This is a genomic window from Niveibacterium microcysteis (genome assembly GCF_017161445.1).
Classification (GTDB): Bacteria; Pseudomonadota; Gammaproteobacteria; order Burkholderiales; family Rhodocyclaceae; genus Niveibacterium; species Niveibacterium microcysteis.
The window spans coordinates 199,030-220,854 of record NZ_CP071060.1 but is presented as its reverse complement, the minus strand read 5'-3'; the positions used below and the strand labels follow the sequence as shown (position 1 = coordinate 220,854).

Annotated in this window: 20 protein-coding genes and 1 riboswitch; of the genes, 10 read left to right on the top strand and 10 right to left on the bottom strand. The window is 67.0% G+C overall.

Annotated elements, in window-relative coordinates; genetic code table 11:
• Nucleotides 1–23 precede the first annotated feature (23 nt).
• Nucleotides 24–1,271 (top strand): cystathionine gamma-synthase family protein, encoded by a 1,248-nt coding sequence (locus JY500_RS01000; RefSeq protein ID WP_206254760.1) that lies wholly within the window; start codon nucleotides 24–26, stop codon nucleotides 1,269–1,271.
• Nucleotides 1,272–1,325: 54 nt separating this feature from the next.
• Here JY500_RS01000 and dapA read toward each other — a convergent pair whose 3' ends face one another.
• The 3 genes from dapA to JY500_RS00985 form a co-directional block, all read right to left on the bottom strand.
• On the bottom strand, nucleotides 1,326–2,216 hold the full coding sequence (gene dapA, locus JY500_RS00995) for a 4-hydroxy-tetrahydrodipicolinate synthase (protein WP_206254759.1): 891 nt from the start codon (nucleotides 2,214–2,216) through the stop codon (nucleotides 1,326–1,328).
• Nucleotides 2,217–2,571: 355 nt separating this feature from the next.
• The gene (locus JY500_RS00990) at nucleotides 2,572–5,202 is read right to left on the bottom strand and encodes a S53 family peptidase (protein WP_206254758.1); all 2,631 of its coding nucleotides are present in this window, start codon (nucleotides 5,200–5,202) and stop codon (nucleotides 2,572–2,574) included.
• An 88-nt stretch (nucleotides 5,203–5,290) separates the two neighbouring features.
• Nucleotides 5,291–5,377, bottom strand: a riboswitch (cyclic di-GMP riboswitch).
• A 173-nt stretch (nucleotides 5,378–5,550) separates the two neighbouring features.
• Nucleotides 5,551–6,675 carry a S1C family serine protease gene (locus tag JY500_RS00985; RefSeq protein ID WP_172201726.1) on the bottom strand — a complete coding sequence of 375 codons (1,125 nt, stop codon included), beginning with the start codon at nucleotides 6,673–6,675 and terminating at the stop codon, nucleotides 5,551–5,553.
• Nucleotides 6,676–6,838: 163 nt separating this feature from the next.
• Here JY500_RS00985 and JY500_RS00980 point away from each other — a divergent pair, with 163 nt between their 5' ends.
• The 5 genes from JY500_RS00980 to groL all read left to right on the top strand — a co-directional run bounded on the left by JY500_RS00980 (nucleotide 6,839) and on the right by groL (nucleotide 10,516).
• The gene (locus JY500_RS00980) at nucleotides 6,839–7,276 is read left to right on the top strand and encodes an Hsp20/alpha crystallin family protein (RefSeq protein ID WP_206254757.1); all 438 of its coding nucleotides are present in this window, start codon (nucleotides 6,839–6,841) and stop codon (nucleotides 7,274–7,276) included.
• Between the two features lie 11 nt (nucleotides 7,277–7,287).
• Nucleotides 7,288–7,656, top strand: coding sequence for an Hsp20/alpha crystallin family protein (locus tag JY500_RS00975; RefSeq protein ID WP_206254756.1), 369 nt, complete (start codon nucleotides 7,288–7,290; stop codon nucleotides 7,654–7,656).
• Between the two features lie 84 nt (nucleotides 7,657–7,740).
• On the top strand, nucleotides 7,741–8,364 hold the full coding sequence (locus tag JY500_RS00970; RefSeq protein WP_206254755.1) for a hypothetical protein: 624 nt from the start codon (nucleotides 7,741–7,743) through the stop codon (nucleotides 8,362–8,364).
• A gap of 174 nt (nucleotides 8,365–8,538) precedes the next feature.
• The gene (groES, locus tag JY500_RS00965) at nucleotides 8,539–8,853 is read left to right on the top strand and encodes a co-chaperone GroES (RefSeq protein ID WP_172201730.1); all 315 of its coding nucleotides are present in this window, start codon (nucleotides 8,539–8,541) and stop codon (nucleotides 8,851–8,853) included.
• A gap of 34 nt (nucleotides 8,854–8,887) precedes the next feature.
• On the top strand, nucleotides 8,888–10,516 hold the full coding sequence (gene groL, locus JY500_RS00960; protein WP_172201732.1) for a chaperonin GroEL: 1,629 nt from the start codon (nucleotides 8,888–8,890) through the stop codon (nucleotides 10,514–10,516).
• Between the two features lie 83 nt (nucleotides 10,517–10,599).
• On the opposite strand, the gene JY500_RS00955 is transcribed toward groL, so the two are convergent.
• The 5 genes from JY500_RS00955 to JY500_RS00940 all read right to left on the bottom strand — a co-directional run bounded on the left by JY500_RS00955 (nucleotide 10,600) and on the right by JY500_RS00940 (nucleotide 15,880).
• Complete coding sequence (locus JY500_RS00955; protein WP_206254754.1) at nucleotides 10,600–12,393, bottom strand: phospholipase D-like domain-containing protein; 1,794 nt, start codon at nucleotides 12,391–12,393, stop codon at nucleotides 10,600–10,602.
• A 40-nt stretch (nucleotides 12,394–12,433) separates the two neighbouring features.
• Entirely contained in the window at nucleotides 12,434–12,565 is a 132-nt protein-coding gene (locus JY500_RS22270) for a hypothetical protein (protein ID WP_281391244.1), read from the bottom strand.
• A gap of 56 nt (nucleotides 12,566–12,621) precedes the next feature.
• Complete coding sequence (locus JY500_RS00950) at nucleotides 12,622–13,161, bottom strand: substrate-binding periplasmic protein (protein WP_206254753.1); 540 nt, start codon at nucleotides 13,159–13,161, stop codon at nucleotides 12,622–12,624.
• Between the two features lie 105 nt (nucleotides 13,162–13,266).
• Nucleotides 13,267–14,865 carry a GGDEF domain-containing protein gene (locus JY500_RS00945; protein ID WP_206254752.1) on the bottom strand — a complete coding sequence of 533 codons (1,599 nt, stop codon included), beginning with the start codon at nucleotides 14,863–14,865 and terminating at the stop codon, nucleotides 13,267–13,269.
• A 112-nt stretch (nucleotides 14,866–14,977) separates the two neighbouring features.
• On the bottom strand, nucleotides 14,978–15,880 hold the full coding sequence (locus tag JY500_RS00940) for a LysR family transcriptional regulator (RefSeq protein WP_206254751.1): 903 nt from the start codon (nucleotides 15,878–15,880) through the stop codon (nucleotides 14,978–14,980).
• A gap of 104 nt (nucleotides 15,881–15,984) precedes the next feature.
• On the opposite strand from JY500_RS00940, the gene JY500_RS00935 reads away from it, so the two are divergent.
• Together JY500_RS00935 and JY500_RS00930 are read left to right on the top strand one after the other, a co-directional pair.
• A complete protein-coding gene (locus JY500_RS00935; protein ID WP_206254750.1) occupies nucleotides 15,985–16,707 on the top strand; it encodes an SDR family oxidoreductase in 723 nt (240 codons plus the stop codon).
• 11 nt (nucleotides 16,708–16,718) lie between these two features.
• Nucleotides 16,719–17,387, top strand: a complete 669-nt coding sequence (locus tag JY500_RS00930) for an NAD(P)H-dependent oxidoreductase (protein WP_206254749.1) — start codon at nucleotides 16,719–16,721, stop codon at nucleotides 17,385–17,387.
• Between the two features lie 45 nt (nucleotides 17,388–17,432).
• Here the strand turns inward: JY500_RS00930 and JY500_RS00925 are convergent, their stop codons facing one another.
• Entirely contained in the window at nucleotides 17,433–18,152 is a 720-nt protein-coding gene (locus JY500_RS00925) for a helix-turn-helix domain-containing protein (RefSeq protein ID WP_206254748.1), read from the bottom strand.
• Between the two features lie 8 nt (nucleotides 18,153–18,160).
• A complete protein-coding gene (locus JY500_RS00920) occupies nucleotides 18,161–18,331 on the bottom strand; it encodes a hypothetical protein (protein WP_206254747.1) in 171 nt (56 codons plus the stop codon).
• 204 nt (nucleotides 18,332–18,535) lie between these two features.
• Between JY500_RS00920 and JY500_RS00915 the strand changes: the two genes are divergently transcribed.
• A complete protein-coding gene (locus JY500_RS00915; protein WP_206254746.1) occupies nucleotides 18,536–20,593 on the top strand; it encodes a glycoside hydrolase family 52 protein in 2,058 nt (685 codons plus the stop codon).
• Entirely contained in the window at nucleotides 20,590–21,672 is a 1,083-nt protein-coding gene (locus JY500_RS00910; protein WP_206254745.1) for an endo-1,4-beta-xylanase, read from the top strand. Before JY500_RS00915 ends, JY500_RS00910 begins: the two co-directional genes overlap by 4 nt.
• Nucleotides 21,673–21,825 lie beyond the last annotated feature (153 nt).

The following is a 21,825-nucleotide window of genomic DNA, read 5'->3' as shown; positions in this document are numbered from 1 at the left end:
CCGCATCCAGACCCCCGACGATCATGAGCAAACCCGACCCCGCCCGCTGGGGCTTCACCACCCGTACCGTTCACGGAGACCGTCTCGGCGGTGTCGAACACGGTGGCATCCACAAGCCGATGCACACCTCGGTGCAGTACGGCTACGCCAACGCGGCCGAACTGATCGGCGTCTTCAAGGGCGAGATTGCCGGCTTCAATTACGCACGCCAGGGCACGCCCACGGTGGCCGCGCTGGAAGCCTGCGTCAATCGCATGGAAGACGGCCGCGGCACGATCTGCTTTGCCACCGGCATGGCCGCCATCGTTGCGGTGTTCACCACACTGCTGAAGGCGGGCGATCACCTGATCGCCAGCAAGTTCGTGTTCGGCAACACCAACAGCGTGCTCGGCACCCTGCAGGGCCTCGGCATCCGCGTAAGCATGGTCGACGCGACTGACGCAGCCGAGGTGGCAACCGCTGTAACCCCGCAGACCCGCATGGTCTTCGTCGAGACGATTGCCAACCCGCGCACCCAGGTCGCCGACCTCGCCGGCATCGGTGCGGTGTGCAAGGCACATGGCCTGATCTACGTGGTCGACAACACCGTCACCTCGCCCTGGCTGTTCAAGCCCAAGGCGGTGGGCGCGTCGCTGATCATCAATTCGCTGACCAAGTCGATCGGCGGCCACGGCAACGCGCTGGGCGGCGCAGTCACCGACACCGGGCTGTTCGACTGGTCGAACTATCCGAACATCTTCGAGGGTTACCGCAAGGGCAACCCGGCCACCTGGGGGCTTGGGCAGATCAAGAAGAAGGGGCTGCGCGACCAGGGCGCGGCGCTGTCGTCCGAGGCCTCGCATCACTTGGCTGTGGGCGCCGAAACGCTCGGCCTGCGCATGAATGCGACCAGCGCCAATGCACAAGCCCTGGCCGAAATGCTGGAAGCCCACCCCGCCGTGCGTCGCGTGTATTACCCCGGTCTCGCGTCACATGCGCAGCATGCTCGCGCGCAGGAACTGTTCTGCGGCAATAGCTGGCTGCTCGCCTTCGAGTTGAAGGACGACGCCGACTGCCTGCCCTTCATCGACCGCCTGACCCTACCGATCATCGCCACCGGCCTTGGTGACACCCGCACGCTGATCATCCCGGTCGCCCACACGATCTTCTGGGAGATGGGTGCCGAGAAGCGCGCCGAGATGGGCATCGCCGAATCGCTGATCCGCGTATCGGTCGGCATCGAAGACCAGCAGGACATCCTGGGCGACTTCAAGCAGGCGCTCGGCGACTGAAGCGCAGTTGCGACATCGTGCCCCGCCAGCCGCGCAGCACGATGCCGATTTGCTTCAGCCGCCAAGGCTGGCAACACAGCGCTGAAGCGTTGCGTGCTCTTCCCGCAGCCGCCCGCGCAGCGCCTCGGTCGCCGGCACGAAAGGCAGCCTGACATCGGCCTCGCACCACCCGAGCTCGGCCAGCAAGGCCTTCAAGGGCGCGGGGTTGGGTTCGGCGAAGAGCGCGCGGGTCAGCGGCAGCAGCGCCACTGCAATGCGCCGTGCTTCGACGAGCAGGCCGTCACGCAAGCGTGCATGCATGCGCACATGCAGCGCCGCCTCGATATGCGCCGACGCCGCGATGGTGCCGTGCGCGCCGGCACACAGTGCGGCGAAGTTCTGCGAGTCGTCGCCGGAAAGAACCCGCAGCGGTGTCTCGTGCACCAGCCGCAACAGGCGCTCGACGCTGCCGCCGCATTCCTTGATACCGACGACGCGCGGATCGCGCGCAAGCGCCTGCAAGGTCTCCAGCTCCACATTCACCGCCGTGCGATAGGGGATGTTGTAGACCAGCACCGGCAGATCCGCCGCTTCGACGATCGCTTCGAAATGCCGCTGCACGCCGTCCTGTGTCGGGCGCACATAGGTTGGCGGTGTGGCCAACAAACCCTCGGGCCGCAGCGCAGCGAGATGGCGCGCCTGGGCGACGGCTGCCTGCGTGGCGGCCTGCGACACGCCGAGTACGATCGGCAACGATGGCGCTGCGCCACGCAGCGTCGCGAACACCGCGGCCTGCTCGTCAAGGCCGAGCAGCGCGCCCTCACCCGTCGTCGCTCCCGCGACCAAGCCGGCGATGCCTTGTGCGGCCAGGTGCCGCGCCAGACGCGCGAGCGCCGCATGGTCGACGGACTCGCCGCTGAACGGCGTGATGATGGGGACCCAGATACCTTCGAAACGTGATTGCATGAATTGCCTCATTCAGAACGGATTGAAGAGCCGTTCCGCCGGAGGGGTTCCGGAGCGGGGCAGAAGATACAGATGCAATGCGTGAGCGACCCCGTCCGGCATTCCGCCCGACGGGACGCGACATCCCCGTCAGCGGAGAAGTCGTTTTTTGGATTTCAGCCCGAGCGCGCACACGCACGCCGCCGCAGTCGCGGGGCTTGCCTGAAGACGATTCGGGAAACGCAGGTGCATGGCGTCGGGAATTAGGGCTGAGGCGTCATTCTGACCGAAGTGCGCCCGCCACGAGGGCGCGTGTTGCGCGCGCGCCAATTCGCGGACGGCGGCCAGCGCTTTGCCAGCGCGGCCGCCGCTGCGGCTACTTCGCGTTGATCGTGATCGGCATGCTCGCCTGCGAGGTGCGGCCCGCGGCGTCCCTGACTGTGATGTTCAGCAGGTAGCTGCCCGTCACGGGCGCGGCCCAGTTCAGCACGATCGACTGACCGCTGAGCGAGAATGCCACCCCCAGCGGCACACCGGTGATGGTCACCGACATGGCACCGCCAGACACATTCGAGATGCCGATGGTGCCGCTCAATGGCTTGCCGGCCACCCCGGTCAGGGCCGGGGCGGTAATCGTCGGGCCCGCCGGTGCGCTGGCAATCGTGACCATGAAGACCCCCTTGCCACTCAGACCAGTCTTGCTGTCCTTCGCGGTCACGGTGACGGTGTAGGTGCCCGCAAGCGGACTGGCCCAGCTCACCACGCCGCTCGCGCTGATCGCCATGCCGGCCGGTGCACCGGACAGCGCGTAGACAACCGGGTTGCTGGCAACCGCGGCCGCGCTGAACGACAGCGGCGTGCCGACCTTGCCGCTGATGGCGCCCGATGGCACGGCCGGCGCCGGCTGTGCCGCGATCTTCACACTCAGCACGCCTTGGCCGGTCAGGCCGGTCTTGCTGTCTTTCGCGGTCACCGTCACCGTGTAAGTGCCCAACGCCGGGCTCGCCCAGGTGACGACACCTGTGCTGCTGATCGCCATTCCGGCCGGGGCGCCTGTAAGCGCGTAGGTCACCGGGTTGCTGGCCGTTACAGCAACGCTGTACGAGAGCGGCGTACCCGCCATGCCGTTGACGGTCGCGGCGGTCACCGCCGGCGGTAGCGGCGCCTCGATCTTGACGGTGTAAACGCCTTGGCCGCTGAGCGCTGTCTTGCTGTCCTTGGCGATCACCGTCACCGCATAGCTGCCGAGCACCGGCGTCGCCCAGCTCACCACACCCGCAGTGCTGATCGTCATGCCAGCCGGCGCGCCGCTGAGCGTGTACGTCACCGGATTGGTCGCGCTCACCGTAACGCTGAAACTGAGAGGCGTACCGACCTTGCCGCTGATCGACGCCGGCGACACCACAGGCGCCTTCGCGACCGCGCTGCTGCCCGCGAGCGTGCTCAGCAGGCTCGATACATTCGGCGTACCCAAGCCGGTGAGCTGGTCATACCCGGTCCGCGCGAAGCAGCTTGCGCAGGTTCCGTGCGAGCCTTGAGCAACATCGGCGAACACCGATGCATAGGTCCCGGGAATTGCGCCGATCTGCCCGTACAGCGACACATGCGGCGCGCCGACCAGGGTCTTGCCATTTTGCAGCCGCATGGCATTGGCCACCGCCAGCACGCCGGCCCACTGCGGTGTCGACAGGCTGGTGCCGCCCGCGCTGATCCAGTTGACCGTCGAGCTACCCGGCGGAATCACCGCCACGAACTGGCCCGTCGAAGGATCAGCATTGAAGGCCACGTCGGCAACCCCGCGGCGCGGCAGGCTGCCAACCCCCGGCACAGCGCTCGCCTGGTAGGACGGCGTCGGCACATAGGCGCTGACACCACCGCCGGTGCCGGACCAGGCGATCTCGGTTCGCGTGCCCGAACCGGTGTAGGTGAGCGAGGTGCCGCCGACGGCCACCACGTTGGTCGAAACCGCTGGCCACGACACCGCGGCGCCGGAATCGCCGGTGGCGGCGAGGTAGGTCATGCCGGTGCCGGTGAATGCCGAGTCGACCGAACTCGTCCAGTTGCCCTCGGTGGCACCGAAGCTCATCGACACCACGCCGGGGCCCATCGTGTTGGCAAGGCGAACCGCGCCGACCAGGCTGTTGAGCGACGGGTCGGGCGCTTCGATCAGCACGATGCGCGCCAAGGGCGCCGTAGCGTGCGCCCATTGAACATCCAGCGTGATCTCGGTTGCCCAGCCGGAATCGAAGGCCGGCGCGGCATTTGTCAGCGCGCCGCTGGCGTTGCTGTAGGCCACCACCAGCGCGCAGCCGTCGGTGGCGGCCGGGGCGGGCAAGGGCAGTGCGGTGCTTGTCGTGAGCGTACGGCTGGTGCAGCTCGGCAGGCCGAACTTCTGGTTGAACGCATTGAGCTCCGCGGCGACATTCGGATCGTGATACGCATCGACGATGTAGATCGTCTGGCCGGCACCCAACTGGGCGGCCTGCGCGGAGGTCAGTGCGGTGCCCGAAGCGGGCAGCGCGGGCAAACCATAGGCGGCGCGGATCTGTGCCGGCGTGTAGGTGGACACCGCGGTGCTCGATGCCATCGGCGTGACCGACCCATCGGCATTGAGCGGCTGCACGCTGCGCGCCTGCATCCGGCGCGCGGTGAGCAGGGATTCCACCGTGAGGCGGCGGCTGCTCATGGCTGCCTGCGTCGCAGGCACGTACTGGGCACGGGGGCGGATCAGCGCCGATGCGCTGTTGTCGATCGCATCACGGTCGTCCGGCTCGTCGAGCAGCACCGGGGCGACGTGAAACGCCGGCTGCGCTAGCTGGTCCGCGGCGGTCGCCGGCACCGTTTCGGCGGGCACCTCGATCGTCGTTTCGGTCAGCACGACCGGCTGGGCTGCCGGCGCGCTGTTTGCGCCGTCGCCAGCGCCGCCGCATGCGGCAAGCAGCAGCGATGCGAATGCCGCCAGCAGCATGCCGCGTTGCGACGCCTTAAGTCGGGAATTTCTCTTCATGGCCACTCCAGGTTCAAGTCACGGAGGGCCGATTGGCGACAACGCCGATGCGCGCTTTGCGCAGTGTCGCCGGTGATCACCGGCGGGCGTTGGCAACCCCGCTACCGTAGCGCTTGTGCGCCGTAGGCCGGAGGCTTTGCGTCCCCGCCTTTCGACGGGTTTGCCCTCACTGATGTGTGTGCGACGCCGCCAAGCAATGCTGGCAGCTCATGTCACGTATTGAGCGTAAGAAATCGCGGCGCGAATAGGAAGGTCGGCTGTGTGGACTTGTGTGTCACCGAGCCGTGATGCGGCTTTCCGCGGCGATACATGCCTGAGCAACAAGCGCATCACGGCGCCGTATGCGGCTCAGCGCGGAGTGCGCACCGGCACCACGACCGATTTACCCTGCCGTGTCACGGTGAGCTGCACCTGCGCCGCGCCGCGGCGGTCGTCGAGCAGGGCAAGCAGCTTGTCGACCGATTCGATCGGCTTGCCATCCACCGCGGTGATCACGTCGCCGATGATCACCGAACCGTTCGCGGTGAAGCCCACGCCACGCAGGCCGGCCACCTCGGCGGCGGAGCCGCGTTCGACCTTGACGACGAACACGCCGCGCATGTCGAACATGCGGGCGAGCCGCGCGTTGATGCGCTCATCCAGCTCCAGGCCGAGGTTGGGGCGCTCGTAACGGCCGCTGCGGATCAGCTCCGGCACCACGCGGTTGACGGTATCGGCGGGCACCGCGAAACCGATGCCGGCGCTCGCCCCGCTGGGGCTGTAGATCATCGTGTTGATGCCGATCAGCCGGCCGGCCGAATCGAGCAGCGGGCCACCGGAGTTGCCGGGGTTGATCGCGGCATCGGTCTGGATCAGATGGTGGATCGCGCGCCCATCGTCTTCACCCAAGGAACGATCCAGCGCCGAGACGATGCCGCTGGTGAGCGTCCAGTCCAGGCCGAATGGGTTGCCGATCGCGAACACCTTCTGCCCGACGCGCAAGTCGCCACTGCTGCCGAGCGGAATCGGCGCGAGCCGCTTGTCACCGAGCTTGATGCGCAGCACCGCGATGTCGTGCTCGGGGCTGGCGCCGACCAGCGTGGAGCGGTAGTCCGTGCCGTCGGCCAGCCGCACCGTCGCTTCGCTCGCGCCCTCGATGACGTGGTAGTTGGTAACGACGTAACCGGATTCGTCCCACAGGAAGCCCGAGCCACTGCCCTTCGGCACGGTCATCACGTTGCGGGTCCACAGGTCGCGTACCCGTTCGCGCGTGGTGATGAACACCACCGCGTCGCGGCTGCGCTCGAACAGGGCGATCGTGGCCTTTTCGTCCGGCTGCAGTTCGCCGCGGGGGGTGACGGCTCGTGGCGTGGCCGCGTTGCCGGCCACGCGCGCCAGCAGATCGGGCGCGACCATCGTCGCTGCCGAAGCGAGCACGGCGCCTGCAAGCAGCCAGCCCCAACGCTGCAATCCCTGGTTTCGCTGCCCTGCCATGTGCGTTCTCCCGTTCGGGCTGCGCCCCTGCGCGCGCCTGATCGCGTGTGATGTGGCGGCGCACCGTGCGAACTTCAAGTGCTTGAATCGTAGCGGCCCAACCCCCATTTTTGGTCCATGGGCCGCCATGCCGGCGCGCCGTGAGGACGACAAGGAGACATCCATGATCTACCGGAGTTTCATCCCCCGCGAAGTGCTTGCCCAGCTGGACCGGCTGCAGCGCGAACTCCAGCCCACCGAGCGTTCGTCGAGCATCCGCGGTGCCACGCAGGGCAGCTTTCCGCCGATCAACATCGGCAGCACCGCCACCGCCGTTGAGCTGTACGCATTCGCGCCGGGCATCGACCCCGCCACGCTGGATGTGCAGATCGAACGCGGCGTGCTGACGCTGTCGGGCGAACGCAAGTCCGATCTGCCGTCAGCGGATCAGAAGGCCACGGTGCACATCGGCGAGCGCTTCAGCGGCCGCTTCCGCCGCGTGGTCACGCTGCCGGACGACATCGACGCCGGCGCCGTGAGCGCCCGTTACCGCGACGGGCTGCTGCATGTCAGCGTGCCGCGCCGCGTTGCCGAACAACCGCGCAAGATCGAAATCCTGTGAGGAGCCCCGCCATGACCCAGGCCACCCCCAACAGCGCCGCACGTGAAGACGATGTGCTGATCCCGGCTGTCGACGTGATCGAAGACCCGCAGGGCATCCTGCTGATCGCCGACCTCCCCGGCGTGCCGAAGGAGCACCTCAACATCCAGGTCGATGGCGACCTGCTGACGCTGGAAGGCGCGATCGCGCTGCCGGCACCGCAGGGCATCACGTCGATCCATGCGGAAGTCGAGGCGCCGCGCTTCCGCCGCGCCTTCACGCTGTCGCGCGAACTCGATGCCGAGCGGGTTGAGGCGGAGCTGCGCCACGGCGTGCTGCGGCTGCGGATTCCGAAGAAGGCGCATGCGCAGCCGCGCCGCGTCGAGGTCCGTATCGACTGATCCGGCACCCGGCCCGCCCCGCTTCACGGCGCGGGCCGGTTTTGCTAGCGTTATCGGCCTGACTTCTGCAATCAGGGAGGTCTTGTGTCGATCCTCGATAGCATCCTCGGGCAGGCGCAACCGCTGCGCATGCCGCTCTTCGCGGTGAGCCTAACCGCACTGCCCCACGCCAACACCCCCGTCCTGCTCGGCCTGCACTGGCATGCCTTCCGGCGCGATGCCGGGCAGCGCGACGCGCCGCTGCGTGCGGTGCCGCTGTCACTGCTGCAACTCAATCCACGCTGGCGCGCACTCGCCGAGCTTGAACACGAAGTGCTCGATGCCGCGTGGCAATTGGGCGCCTGGTCGCTCGACCGCGACGAGCACCGCGCCTGCAACACCGTGGGCGCGCCCGGCGCCGAGGCGCTGGCCTGCCGACGCGCGTTTGCCGACCCGGTGTTGTGGGCCGAACGCGACGACGATCTGCCAGTGGAATCCGCCCCCGATCGTGAAGCGCTGATGCATCGGGCCGGTGACGTGGGCTATGTGCAGTGGCAGTTCCGACCGGTATCGGGCGGCATCTGGCCGAGTGCGGACGGCGACGACACGCTGCGCGCCGATGGCCGCCGCGAGCCGCCCTGCCCGGTAACGCCCCAGCCCCCGCGCGGCGACGGCAACCGCCACATGAGCTATCGCCTGGGCCGCACGGCACGCCTGATCTTGCGCTGAAGGCCCTGTCGCGCAAGGGCTGCGCGCGATGTTGCGCTACCCTCTTGAAAGCCGGAATTTCGCTCCTACATCGGCTTTTGCCGGCACACCCGGCCGGGTTGGTCGCCGCGTTCGAACGCGGCGGGCGCACCCGTATCCCTTCCTGGTGATCTGAATCGTAAAAGGAGAAAGGACATGAAACTCCGTCCCCTTAATGACCGGATTATCGTCAAGCGGATCGAAGCTTCGCGCACGACGGCATCCGGCATCGTCATCCCCGATACCGCCTCCGAGAAACCGGTGCAGGGCGAAGTCATCGCCGTCGGCCCCGGCAAGACGCTGGACAACGGCAACCTGCGCGTGCCAGCGGTGAAAGCCGGCGACCGCGTGCTGTTCAGCACCTACGCCGGCCAGACCGTGAAGCTCGATGGCGAGGAGTACCTGGTCGTCCGCGAGGACGAGGTGCTCGCCATCATCGAAGCCGCGGCCGACCTGAAGAAGGCCGCCTGAGCCATCCCCCGTTCAAGACAATCAGGAGTCAGACATGGCAGCCAAGGACGTCAAGTTCCATGAGAACGCCCGTGCCCGCATTCTGAAGGGCGTGAACACGCTGGCCGACGCGGTGAAGGTCACCCTCGGCCCGAAGGGTCGCAACGTCGTGCTCGCACGCAGCTTCGGCGCACCGGTGATCACCAAGGACGGTGTGTCGGTCGCCAAGGAGATCGAACTGAAAGACCGGTTCGAGAACATGGGCGCGCAGATGGTGAAGGAAGTGGCCTCGAAGACCGGTGACATCGCCGGCGACGGCACCACCACCGCCACCGTGCTGGCGCAGGCGATCGTCAAGGAAGGCATGAAGTACGTGACCTCGGGCATGAACCCGATGGATCTCAAGCGCGGCATCGACAAGGCGGTGAGCGCCGTGGTCGCCGAGCTGCAAACGCTTTCGAAGCCGATCACCACGAGCAAGGAGACCGCCCAGGTCGGCACCATCTCGGCCAACGCGGATGAGTCGATCGGCAAGATCATCGCCGACGCGATGGACAAGGTCGGCAAGGAAGGCGTGATCACCGTCGAGGACGGCAAGAGCCTTGAGAACGAACTCGACGTGGTCGAGGGCATGCAGTTCGACCGCGGCTACATCTCGCCCTACTTCATCAACAACCCGGACAAGCAGACCGCGGTGCTCGAAGATCCGCTGATCCTGCTGCACGACAAGAAGATCTCCAATATCCGCGACCTGCTGCCGGTGCTCGAAGCCGTCGCCAAGGCCGGCAAGCCGCTGCTGATCATCGCCGAGGATCTGGAAGGCGAGGCACTCGCGACCCTGGTGGTCAACAGCATGCGCGGCGTGCTGAAGGTGGCCGCGGTGAAGGCGCCGGGCTTTGGCGACCGTCGCAAGGCGATGCTCGAAGACATCGCGATCCTCACCGGCGCGACGGTGATCTCGGAAGAGACCGGCCTGCAGCTGGAGAAGGCGACGCTGGCCGAGCTGGGCCGCGCCAAGCGTGTCGAGGTGCAGAAGGAAGCCACGCTGATCATCGACGGCGCCGGCGACCAGGCGAAGATCGAAGCGCGGGTGAAGACGATCCGCGCCCAGATCGAGACCACCACCAGCGACTACGACCGCGAGAAACTGCAGGAGCGTGTCGCCAAGCTCGCCGGCGGTGTCGCGGTGATCAAGGTGGGTGCCGCGACCGAAGTCGAGATGAAGGAGAAGAAGGACCGCGTCGACGACGCGCTGCACGCGACCCGTGCGGCGGTCGAGGAAGGCATCGTGCCGGGTGGCGGCGTGGCGCTGCTGCGTGCGCGCAGCCGCATCGAATCGCTCAAGGGCGACAACGCCGACCAGGAAGCCGGCATCCGCATCGTGATGCGGGCCCTGGAAGAGCCGCTGCGCGCCATCGCCGCGAATGCCGGCGACGAGCCCTCGGTGGTGGTCGCGAAGGTGCTCGAAGGCAAGGGCAACTACGGCTACAACGCGGCAACCGGCGCCTACGGCGATCTGGTGGAGATGGGCGTGATCGACCCGACCAAGGTCACGCGCACTGCGCTGCAGAACGCCGCCTCGGTCGCCGGCCTGATCCTCACCACCGACGCGACGGTCGCCGAAGCGCCGGCTGACGAGAAGCCGGCCCGCTCGCCGGCTGACATGGCCGACGCCGACTACTGATCCATGATGCGGCCGCCGCCCGGCGGCCCGTCATTCGCCCTTTGGCCACCGTTCGCGGTGGCCTTTTTTGTTCTGCCGCGGGCCTACGCAAACAGCTCGCGATCGCGGCGCTTGAGCGGATCGCTGTAGTACCGCGCCCACCACGCTTCCTCACCGGGGGCGCGCGGCGGTTTGGTGAGTTGCAGCGCACGCCGTGCGGCCCGGGCGCGCTGCTCGACCACGCGGAAGTGGTAGTGATCGAAGATGCGCAACGCTTCGATCATGTAGCTCGTTGCGATGCGCCGATCGCGGATGCACAGCAGGTTCTCGCCGTTGGCGCTGTCGGCAGCGACCGAGAAGTTGTACGAGCCCATGTAGACGCGCGCCGAGGGCTTGTCGAAATCGATCACGACGAACTTGTGATGCATGCGCGTGCCCCAGTTGCCGGCAAGCCCCGTCGGTTCCGATTTGAACGGCTCCGGCACCTTGCCACTCAGCGCTGCCGCGTGCACCGGCGCGATGTTGCCGCCCGGGCGTTGCAGGTCGATGCCCGCAAGACGCCCCTTCACCGCGCGATCCGAGATCCCATACACAAAACGGTCGGGCCGGCCGGTGAGCTGCGTGATCGCGTCCTGAATCGGGCCTGGCGTCTGGTACAGGAAGGCGAGTGAGTAGAACAGGCAGGAACGGGCCTTCGCGATATCGGCCGCGATTGCGTCGAGGCAGCCCGCACTGGTCGCGTGCGGCGAGAAGGTGACACGTGCATCAACACCGTCGAGCCCCAGGCTCTGCCAGCCCGCAGGCGGCATCGCGGCAAAATCCGCCGCCTTGTCGCTCGCCCAGTAGGCCTCGAACGCGGCTTGGAAGGGCGTGATTGCCGCGGCGCCGCGCACCAGGATCGCGTTGTTGGATTGCACGTACAACCCGCGCCAGCTGAAGTTGGTCGAGCCACACACGGCCGCCTTCACCTGTTCGCCATCGACCACGATCGTCTTGTTGTGTTGCAGCCCGCCAAGGTGGTGCCGCTTCACGTTGGCCGCGCCGGCAGAAAGGCGCAAGCGTGCAGCAACCTGCGATTCGGCGGACTCCGCTTTCGCATGCGAAGCACTGTCGTCGATCACGATGCGCAGGCGCGGGCCAAGCGCTTCAAGCCTTCGCACGATTTCCGGCTCGCAGATGTCGTAGGCGACGACACACACCTTGGCCGTCGGGTCACGCAACGCTTCGTCGAGCAGTTCGATGACCGTGCTGCGCGCTTCGAAGCCCATCCACGCGAGCGCCTCCGCCGCTTTCGGATGCGACGGCACGAAGCCCAGCCCGCCCTCGCTCGATGGCGGGATCAGCGTATCGAGGCCCTCCGCGCCCTTGCAGTAACGATCGACAAACGCCTGCGAGGACACGAAACCGCGGGTGAAGGCGACATTGAGCTGGCCAGGGTAGGTTTCGCGGCGGAGCGCAATCTCGGCCTCCTGCGGAATGCCGTAGCTGAGCTCGTCCTGCGCGTTCATGAAAACCGGCGTGACCCGGTAGGCGAACGCGCCCGGCAGATCGGCGTTGCGCGGCACATGCACCCAGCGGAACATCTGCAGCGGCGACAGCCGGCTGCTCAGGCTGCTGGCCCTGACCTTGCCATCCGGTCGCGGGAATCCAATGCGGTTATGCAGCGCAAAGTAGCGATCCCTGCCCGGCTCCCGGTACTCCACCGCGAAGCCGACGAAGTCGGCAGGTGGCGGACCATTTCGCCAGTTCATCGCAAGCAGGGCCATGCCTTCGCCGCGATGGATCTTCAGCGTGAATGCTGCGTCTTTGTTTCGGCCGATCACCTGATAGCTCACCGCTTCGCCCCCAGAAAGGATTTCGCCACCTGTTGGTATAGCGGCGGGCGGACAGGCTGCCAAGCGAACAATTCACCTTTCGCCGCAGCGTGCCTTGCGGGCTTCAGCGATACCGGTCCAGCAGGCGTGCGATGGCGTGTTCGCGCACCAGATCCGCCGCCGCACGCTGGATCTTTGCGGCGTTGATGCGCGAGCGGGGCGAGATGCCGCAGGCCGGTTCGAACACCGGTTGCATCAGCGGTGGATGGATCGCGACGCTGCTGCCGCTCTGTTTCAGGTAGTAACGAAAGCTCAGTTCTTCACCAGTGCGTAGTCGTTGTAACCACGGAGAAACTTCTCGATGTTGGCACGCATCGAGGGCGCATCGTCACGCTCCAGCCGCGCCTGCACCGCGGGCGGCGGGTCCACGTAGACATAGCCCTGCACCATGCCGACACGCCTGCCGGCGAGCTCCTCCATCCGCCGCACCGGCGGCTGGCTGTTGCGCACCACCAGCCAGCCACGGTCCTGAAACAGCGGCACCGTCCAGATCAGCACCGCGCTGCGCCACGCCGGCGTCTGGTTGCAGGCTACATCGACCTCACCGGTCGTCAGCGCGGCGTCGAGCCGCTTGCTCGGCAGCACCCGATACTCGGGCGTACGCCCGATGCGCGCCGCGAGCGCATCGCCGATGTCCTTGAGCAAGCCGCTCTTGAGCGTATCGCCCTGGATCTCGGCAATCGGAAGGTGGTTTTCGGCGGTGACGGCGAACACGATTCGGTCCGCCGCGCACGCTGGCGAGGCCAACGCGCAGCACAGCAGCAGGGCGCGCAGATTCCTGTGCAGGCTCAAACGGACACTCCGGGATTGTGGGGGGACGCGGCACCGCTCACGGTGTCACGATGCGCATGCTAACGCAGCCCGCAATCAAAGCCCCGGCAGCTTTGTGCGGCGACGCTAAGCCTCTTCCGGCGCAGCGACCACGCAGTTGCGGCGCTGCTTTGCCGCCCGCGCGAGCGCGCTGACGCGATCGAAGAGGCGCACGGCGGTGGTTTCCGAGCCGCGCTGCACCACCCCGACGCTGGTCGTGACGCGCACCAGCCGGCCATCGCTGGCGACGATCTCGAGTTGTTCGGTGTGCTGGCGGATGCGCTCCGCGACTTCGACCGCCTCCTGCAACTCGGTGTCGGGCAGCACCAGGCAGAACTCCTCGCCACCGTAGCGCGCCGACCAGTCGATCGTACGCACGCTGCGTTCGAGGATGCCGGCAAAGGCGCGCAGCACGGCATCGCCAGTCGGCCAGCCGTAGGTCATGTTGATGTCGTGGAAGTGGTCCAGGTCGAGGAACACCAGCGACAAGGCACGATGATTGCGCCGCGCGGCTTCGAGTTCGCGCTCGACATGCTCGTCGAGGTAGCGGCGGTTGTGCAGGCCGGTCAGCGCGTCGTGATAGGCGTCGCGCGTGGCTTCGCTCATCAGCCTGCGCCCCATCAGCGTGATCAGGCTGGTCACCCGCTCGGTGACCACGCGGGTGACGTTCTCGAAGTGGTCGATGCGCAGATCCTTGCCCTCGCGCGCAAGGCTTTCGGCCAGCTCGTCGGCCACCACCAGCCGACCGCGGCCGTCGCCCTTGGCGCGGTAGAGCGCCTGATCCGCGGCTTCGAGCAGATCCTCCAGCCCGAGCGATGCGTGCGCCAGCGCCAGCCCGCCGCTGATCGACAGCGGCGTCACATCGCGCTGCGCCGGCGCCGTCGGCACCGCGGCACGCCAGAACTCGCGATGGCGCAGGCGCGACGCGTGCGCATCCTGCGGGCCGCCGGTCAGGATCGGGAAGCGGATCGTGCAGAAGTGTTCGATGAAGCGGCGCGCATCGCGGGTGACCGCCTTTTCGTCCTGCCGCTTGAGCATCACGACAAACTCGCCGCCGCCAAAGCGCGCGATCAGGTCGTCCGGCGCAAACCACTCGCGCAGGCAATCCGCGAGGAAGACCAGGATCTCGTCGCCGGCCTCATGGCCATAGCTGTCATTGACCTGCTTGAGGTGATCGACATCGAGCAGCAGCACGCCGATCGCGCCCTCGCCATCGACCTGGTTCCGTGCCAGCTTCTCCGCGCGTTCCTGCCAGGTACGGCGGTTGAGCAGCGCGGTGAGGCGGTCGTAGTACACCTGCGCCAATTGTTCGGATTCGCGCCGCTCCAGCCGCAGCAGACGCTTCACACGCCACGCAAGTTCGACCGGCGCCGCGCTGGCGGCCATCACGTCGTGCAGGCTGCCGGAATCGCCCCGCTCGTCGAGAAAACGTTGCACCAGCGCAGCATGGGCCGCATCGCGCATGACGATCAGCGCCGGCCGGCTACCCGCATGCAGCGTGCGCTTGAGACCCTCGACGCCGTCCATCAGGTCGGCGCGGATCACATACACCGCATCCGGGTGCTGTGTCTGCAAGCCCGGCGCGATGCACTTGACCTCATGCCCCGCCAGCCGCAGCAGATCCGCCCTGATCGCATCCGGATGTTCGACGCCGTCGGGCGTCACCCAATACACCTTGGCCTGCACTGCCGTTCTCTCCCTCTGAGCCCGCCGGTCGCCCAACACGGCTTTCGAACCAGGCTAGGGTAACGGCATGAAGATCTCGCGACTTGATGCAAACCATGCGATATGACGTTCGTCAGTCATCTGTCATTGCAGTCGCCAGCGCATCGCGCAGCCAGATCTGCGCCGGGTCGGCATGGGCGCGGGCGTGCCAGCCCATCAGCACCGAGAAGCCGGCGACCTCGCAGGGCGGGGCGAGCACTGCGAGGCGGTCGGACCATGCGCGTGCGAGGCGTGCGGGGACCGTGGCGACGAGGTCGGCGCCGGCCAGCACGCCGGGCACCAGGAGGAAGCTGTTGAGCGAGATCGCGACGCGGCGGCTGCGCCCGAGGGTGGCGAGCGTGTCGTCCACGGTGCCGTGAAAGCCGCCACCGGTCGGCGAGACCAGAACATGGTCGAGCGCACAGAAGCGGTCGAGATCGAGCGGTGCGGCGGCGGCGGGGTGATCGCGGCGCATCACGCACAGGAAGCCTTCGTCGTAGAGCGGCCGCGCGCGCAGTGTGGCCGGCATGGACGGGCGTGCGGCGAGCATCAGGTCGATCTCGCCGGCGGCCATCAACTCGACGGTGTTGCGCGCATCGAAGCCGATCAGCGCGAGGCGGCAGCCCGGCGCGATTTGCGGCAGGCGGGCGGCGAGCCGCGCCGTGGCAACGCTGTGGATCGCATCGCTCGCGACGATGCGGAAGGTGTGCTGCGCGCTGGCGGGGTCAAAGCCACGGCCGGCTGCGACCAGGCCTTGCAGCTCGCCGAGCAGGTTGCGCAAGGGTTCGCGCAGGGCCTCGGCGCGCTCGGTGGGCGTCATGCCACGCGCGGCGGGGATCAGAAGCGGATCGCCGAAAGCATCACGCAACTGCCGTAACTGCGCAGACAGCGCCGGCTGCGAGAGGCCGAGACGGTTGGCGGCGCGGGTGACGTTGCACTCGGCAAGCAGTACGTCGAGGGAAACGAGCAGATTCAGATCGAGCCGGGGCGGAATCATAGGTATCCAATTTTCGGATGGCTCGTATCACGATAATCCATTTCTCCGATGACTTGCGCAACCCTACAGTGGGTACATCGACCACACGCACTCGGAGTTCCACGATGTCTCTCGCACAGCAACGCATTCTCATCATCGGTGGCAGCAACGGCATGGGCCTGGCCGCCGCACAACGCCTTGGCTGCGCCGGCGCCGAGGTGTTCATCGCAGGCCGCTCGCAAGCCAAGCTCGACGCCGCACTGGGCCAGATCGAAGGCCGCGCGACCGGCGTGGTGGCGGACTTCACCGATGCAGCATCGCTCGCCGCCGCCGCGGGACGCATCGGCCGCCTCGATCACCTGGTGCTGGCTGCGTCGAGCAACGCCGCCTGGGGCCCCTTTGCGCACACCAGCGCCGATGCGCTGCGCCAGGCGATGGAGGGCAAGCTGATCGGCTACTGGCAGAGCCTGCAGGCAATGCTGCCCATCCTGCGCCGTGATGGTTCGGTGGTGATGCTCAGCGGCGCCGCGTCGCGTACCGCAATGCCAGGCACGGCCGGCCTTGCCGCGGTGAACGGTGGCATCACGCAGATGGCGCAGACGCTGGCGAAGGAACTCGCACCGCTTCGGGTGAACGTGGTGTCGCCCGGCCTGGTCGACACCCCCGCCTACGACGGCCTGCCCGCGGAAGCCAAGCAGGGCATGTTTGCCGGCGCCGCGAAGAGCCTGCCAGCCGGCCGCACCGGCACCAGCGAGGACATCGCGGCCGCGATCGAATTCCTGCTCGACAACGGCTTCACCACTGGCGCGCTGCTCGATGTCGACGGCGGCGCTCGCATGAGCCTGTGAGGACGCACGCAATGAACATCCTGATCGTGTTCGCCCACCCGGAGCCGAAGAGCTTCAACGGCGCGCTGTTCGACACCGCGGTGGAGACCCTGCGCGCCGCCGGCCACACCGTGGCGACCAGCGACCTCTACCGCATGGGCTTCAACCCGGTATCGGACCGCCACAACTTCAACACGGTGAACGACCCGGCCTTCCTGAAACTGCAACTGGAGGAGCTGCATGCGGCCGAGACCCACGGCTTCGCGCCGCAACTGGAAGCCGAAATCGCCAAGGTGGAAGCGGCGGACCTGATGATCTGGCAGTTCCCGCTATGGTGGTTTGGCCTGCCGGGGATCCTGAAGGGGTGGGTCGACCGCGTGTTCGCGATGGGACGCGCCTACCGCTATGGCCACATCTACGACACCGGCGTGTTCCGCGGCAAACGCGCGCTGCTGTCGCTGACCACAGGCGGGCCGCAAGAGGCCTACACGGCAGACGGCTTCAACGGTGATCTCGACGCGATCCTGCGGCCGGTGCAACGCGGCATCCTCGATTTCACCGGCTTCTCGGTACTCGCGCCGCAGGTGCATTACCAACCGGTGCGCGTCGAGCCCGCGCAGCGTGAGGCCTGGCTCGCAGATTGGGCGACGCGTTTGCGCAACATCGAGAACGAGACGCCGATTCTCGTCGGGCGCTACTGATCTGCAACGCGGCGGCACCGGTAACGCCGCCGCGCCCGTGCCGCGTCAGAGGCCTTGCGAGCGGCGGTACTGCAGCGGCGAAACCCCGCACCAACGTTTGAACTGGCGCGAGAAGTGCGCCGCATCGGTATAGCCCAAGGCCTCGCCGACCGCGGCAATTGCATAGCGCGAATCACGCAGCAGCTCGCATGCCCGCTGCAGCTTGATGCGCGAACGGTACTGCCGCGGCGCCACGCCGTACACGCGTGAAAACAGCGCCTGGCCGTGCGCCGCGCTGTAGCCGGTTCGGCGGATCAGGGTTTCGATCGACTCTTCGCTGTGCGGTGCGGCAACCTGCGCCTCGATCCAGCGCGCGAGTCGCCCCACCGCCTGCAGATGCGCCGGCGGTGGCGTGCTGCTGCCAGCGCCGTGCACTTGCAAGCCGCTCGCGAGCGCGGCCAGCAATTCGCAGAGCAAAGCCATGGTGCTCAAGCGCGCGCCGGGGCCATCGAGCAAGCCATCGCGGGTGCAGGCAATCAAGCGCTCGATCACCGGCGCCACCGCGTTGCAGACCTGGCTGCCGGCCCTCAGCACCGTGGTGCCGGCCAAGCACAGCAGTTGCCGCAGCCCGGGGTCGTCCACATCGAAATGCAGGCACCAGTAGGCCATCTCGCCCAGCCCTTCGTTGCGGCTCTCGTGTGCCTCGCCGGGCGTGATCAGCAGCAGGTCGCCCGGCGCCTGGCTCATCGCTGCAGTCGCGGTCTCAATGCGCTGGCGACCGCTCACCAGATAGTTCAGCTCGAACTGACGGTGCTCATGCTCGGGTAGTGCCAGCGGCCGCGCACGCGGCGGAAGTGCGCACCACTGACGGCAAAGCTGCCGTTCATGTCGGGCAGATAGGCGCTCTCGCACGCTGCGCTGAGCGGATGCGCCGTGTCGCGATTGCTGTTTTCGAACCGGATCATGTTCATGACCGCATGATAACGTTTTCAGATTTATGCTCCAATGGTGGCCAGAATCCGGAAAAAGGGCAAGCGCCCCCCGCCACGGGGCATCGGCCCTGCGCCGATCGGGGATTAACCTGCCGGGCAAAGGAGCAGCAAAGCCATGTCTGATTTCAGTTTCATCAACGCACACCATTCCCCCTCGGGGCCTTTGCCAGCTTTACCTTGGGCTTCCCCGGCCCGAACGGAGGCTTCGATCTGGAGCGCGCCCAGCCGCCTTGTGAAGAGGTTTTTGTCGGCCTCGAGAGCGCCGAGCAGGAAAACGTTTTCTGCGCGTTGCCCTTCACCCGCGATACCCGCAAGGACGAATCGGCGCGCTTTTCCTCTGCGCACAGCGAGATCCAGGAAATCGGCGACCGAGTGCGCCTGGAAACCTTCGCCGCCGGGCAGATCCGGCGCGAGTTCGGCATTGCCACCGATACCTGGCATGCCGGCGACTTGCGCTTTTCGCTGATTTCGCCGGCGCTGTCGGCACCAGATCCGGATACCGCAGACGAGGCCAGCCTGAAAGCCGCGCTGGTGCCGGCGATCTATGCCGAAATCGAGGTCGATAACCGCGCCGGGCGGCGCGCACGACGCGTGGCCTTCGGCTATATCGGCAACGATCCGTACCGCGGCATGCGCCATATCGCGGGCGAAGGCTTCGTCGGTGTTGGCCAGGGGCGCGAAGTTGCGCTGATGACCGACGCACCCGGCGCATGGAGCGGCATCGGCTTTCACCCGGCCTTGATCCTCGGCGAAGCGCACCCGGAGAACCGCGTCTGGGCGCTCGGGCAATGCGGGCTGCTGGTCGCCGAAGCCCCGGCCGGTCAGATCACGCGAATCCGCTATGCGATCGCGTTCCACCGCGCCGGCATCGTGACCACCGGGCTCGATACGCAATACCTCTACAACCGCTGGTTCAACAGCGTGGAATCGGCCGGCGCGTTCGCGCTGTCGCGCTTCGACGCGGCACAGGCGGAAGCGGCGGCGCACGAAGCGCGCCTTGCGCAAAGCCGCTTGTCGCAAGCGCAGCGGCTGATGCTGGCCCACGCAACACGCGCCTACGTCGGCTGCACGCAGCTGCTCGAACACGAGGGCCGCCCGCTGTGGGTGGTCAACGAAGGCGAGTACCGCATGATGAACACCTTCGATCTGACGGTGGATCACCTGTTCCACGAACTCGCGCTGCACCCCTGGGCGGTGCGCAACGTGCTGGATCTGTACCTCGCGCGCTACAGCTATGTCGATCAGGTCGCGCTGCCGGGGCAAGCACCCGTGCCGGGCGGGCTGTCCTTCACGCATGACATGGGCGTCGCCAACGCCTTCTCGCCGATCGGGCATTCGTCATACGAGCGCGGCGGGCTCGCCGGCTGCTTCTCGTACATGACGCAGGAACAGCTGTGCAACTGGTTGCTGTGCGCCGGGGTGTATATCGAAGCGCAGGGCGACGAGGCCTGGCTCGCCGCCCAGGCGGGCACGTTGGCGGCCTGCCTCGACAGCCTGCTGCAGCGCGATCACCCGGACGCCGCCCAGCGCGACGGCGTGATGCACGCAGACAGCAGCCGCTGCCTCGGTGGCGCCGAAATCACCACCTACGACAGCCTCGATACCTCGCTCGGGCAATCGCGCGCCAACACCTACCTTGCCGGCAAATGCTGGGCCGCTTACCTGATCCTCGAACGCCTGTTCGCCCGCCTCGGCGATGCCGCGCGCGCCGAGCAATCGGCCACCCAGGCGCGCCGCTGCGCCGATACGCTGGTCGCGGCCGTAGCGCCAGACGGCAGCCTGCCCGCCCTGCTGGAGCCGGACAGTGCCGGCTTCCACTCGCGCATCATCCCGGCGATCGAGGGCCTCGCCTACCCGTGGTTCGCCGGCCGCCGCGACGCCTGCCAGGCTGACGGCCCCTACGGCGACTATGTGCGTGCGCTCGCCCGCCACCTCGATGCCGTGCTGAAGCCGGGCATCTGCCTGTTCCCGGATGGCAGCTGGAAGCTCTCGTCGAGCAGCGACAATTCCTGGCTCTCGAAGATCTACCTGTGCCAGTTCGTCGCGCGCGAAATCCTCGCGCTGCCGGCCAGTGCCACCGCACAAGCCGACGAAGCACACGCCGCCTGGCTGAGCGACCCGCGCAACGCGTTCTGGAGCTGGTCTGACCAGATCGAAGCCGGTGTCGCAATCGGCAGCAAGTACTACCCGCGCGGCGTGACTGCCACGCTATGGCTCGGAGAGCGCACATCATGAAACGCTGGCTTGCCGCGATTCCGCTTTGCCTTGGCGCGTTCAGCGCCGCCGCGCAAACGCAACCCGAGTCACTCGCCCAGGCCTGGCAGGGCATCTTCAAGGTCGGCGCAGCGATCTCGCCCGGCCAGGTGATGTACGGCGGCACGCTGATCGAACAGCAGTTCAACATCATCGTGGCCGAAAACGCGATGAAGGCGGGCAGCCTCGCGCGCGCCGGTGAAGGCCAGTACGACTTCACCACTGCCGACGCGATGGTCGACTGGGCCCTGGCACACAAGGTCGCCGTGCGCGGCCACACGCTGGTGTGGCACAACCAGTCGGTCGACTGGATGTTCGACGATGGCCACGGCGGCACCGCCAAGCGGGAAGTCGTCGTCGCACGACTGCGCAAGTACATCCACGATGTGGTGGGCCACTTTCGCGGCCGCGTGTTCGCGTGGGACGTGGTGAACGAAGCCTTCGTGCCCGACGAACCCGGCACCGAGCAGGTCAAGGGCTGGCGCAGCAGCGCGTTCTACCAGGTGATCGGCCCGGAGTTCATCGCACTCGCCTTCCAGTTCGCGCATGAAGCCGACCCGCAGGCGCTGTTGTTCTACAACGACTACAGCACCGAGCACCCGGCCAAGCACCAGATGATCCTTGCGCTGATTCGCGACCTGCAGGCCAAGGGCATTCCGATCCACGGCATCGGCCATCAATCGCACTACACGATCGCGCAGCCGGCGGACTTCAAGGTGCTCGAACAGCACATCGTGGACATCGGCAAGCTCGGCCTGACCAACCACATCACCGAGCTGGACATCAGCCTGCATCGCGATATCAAAGTCAGCAGCGCCGACGATGCCACGCCCGAACTACTCGCGTTGCAGGCGCAGCGCTACAGCGATCTGTTCGCGATGTGCGCACGCCAGCGCGACAAGGTCTCGGCAGTGCTCACCTGGGGCATCTCGGACGCCGGCTCATGGTTGCGCCAGTGGCCACAAGCGCGCTTCGACGCACCGCTGCTGTTCGACGACGACATGGAACCCAAGCCTGCCTTCGACGCACTGATCAAGCTCGGCAAGGCCAGCCCACGCTGAGCGCGTGACGTCGTGACCCAGCCAACGCAAGAACTCGCGATGCCACGCTGGCTCTCGAATCAGCAACGTGATAACGTTTTCATAGCCTGGGCATCAAGGTGCGGCGGGACGCGGATAACAAAGTTGGCGGAAGGTGAACCCGGCATCAGCCGG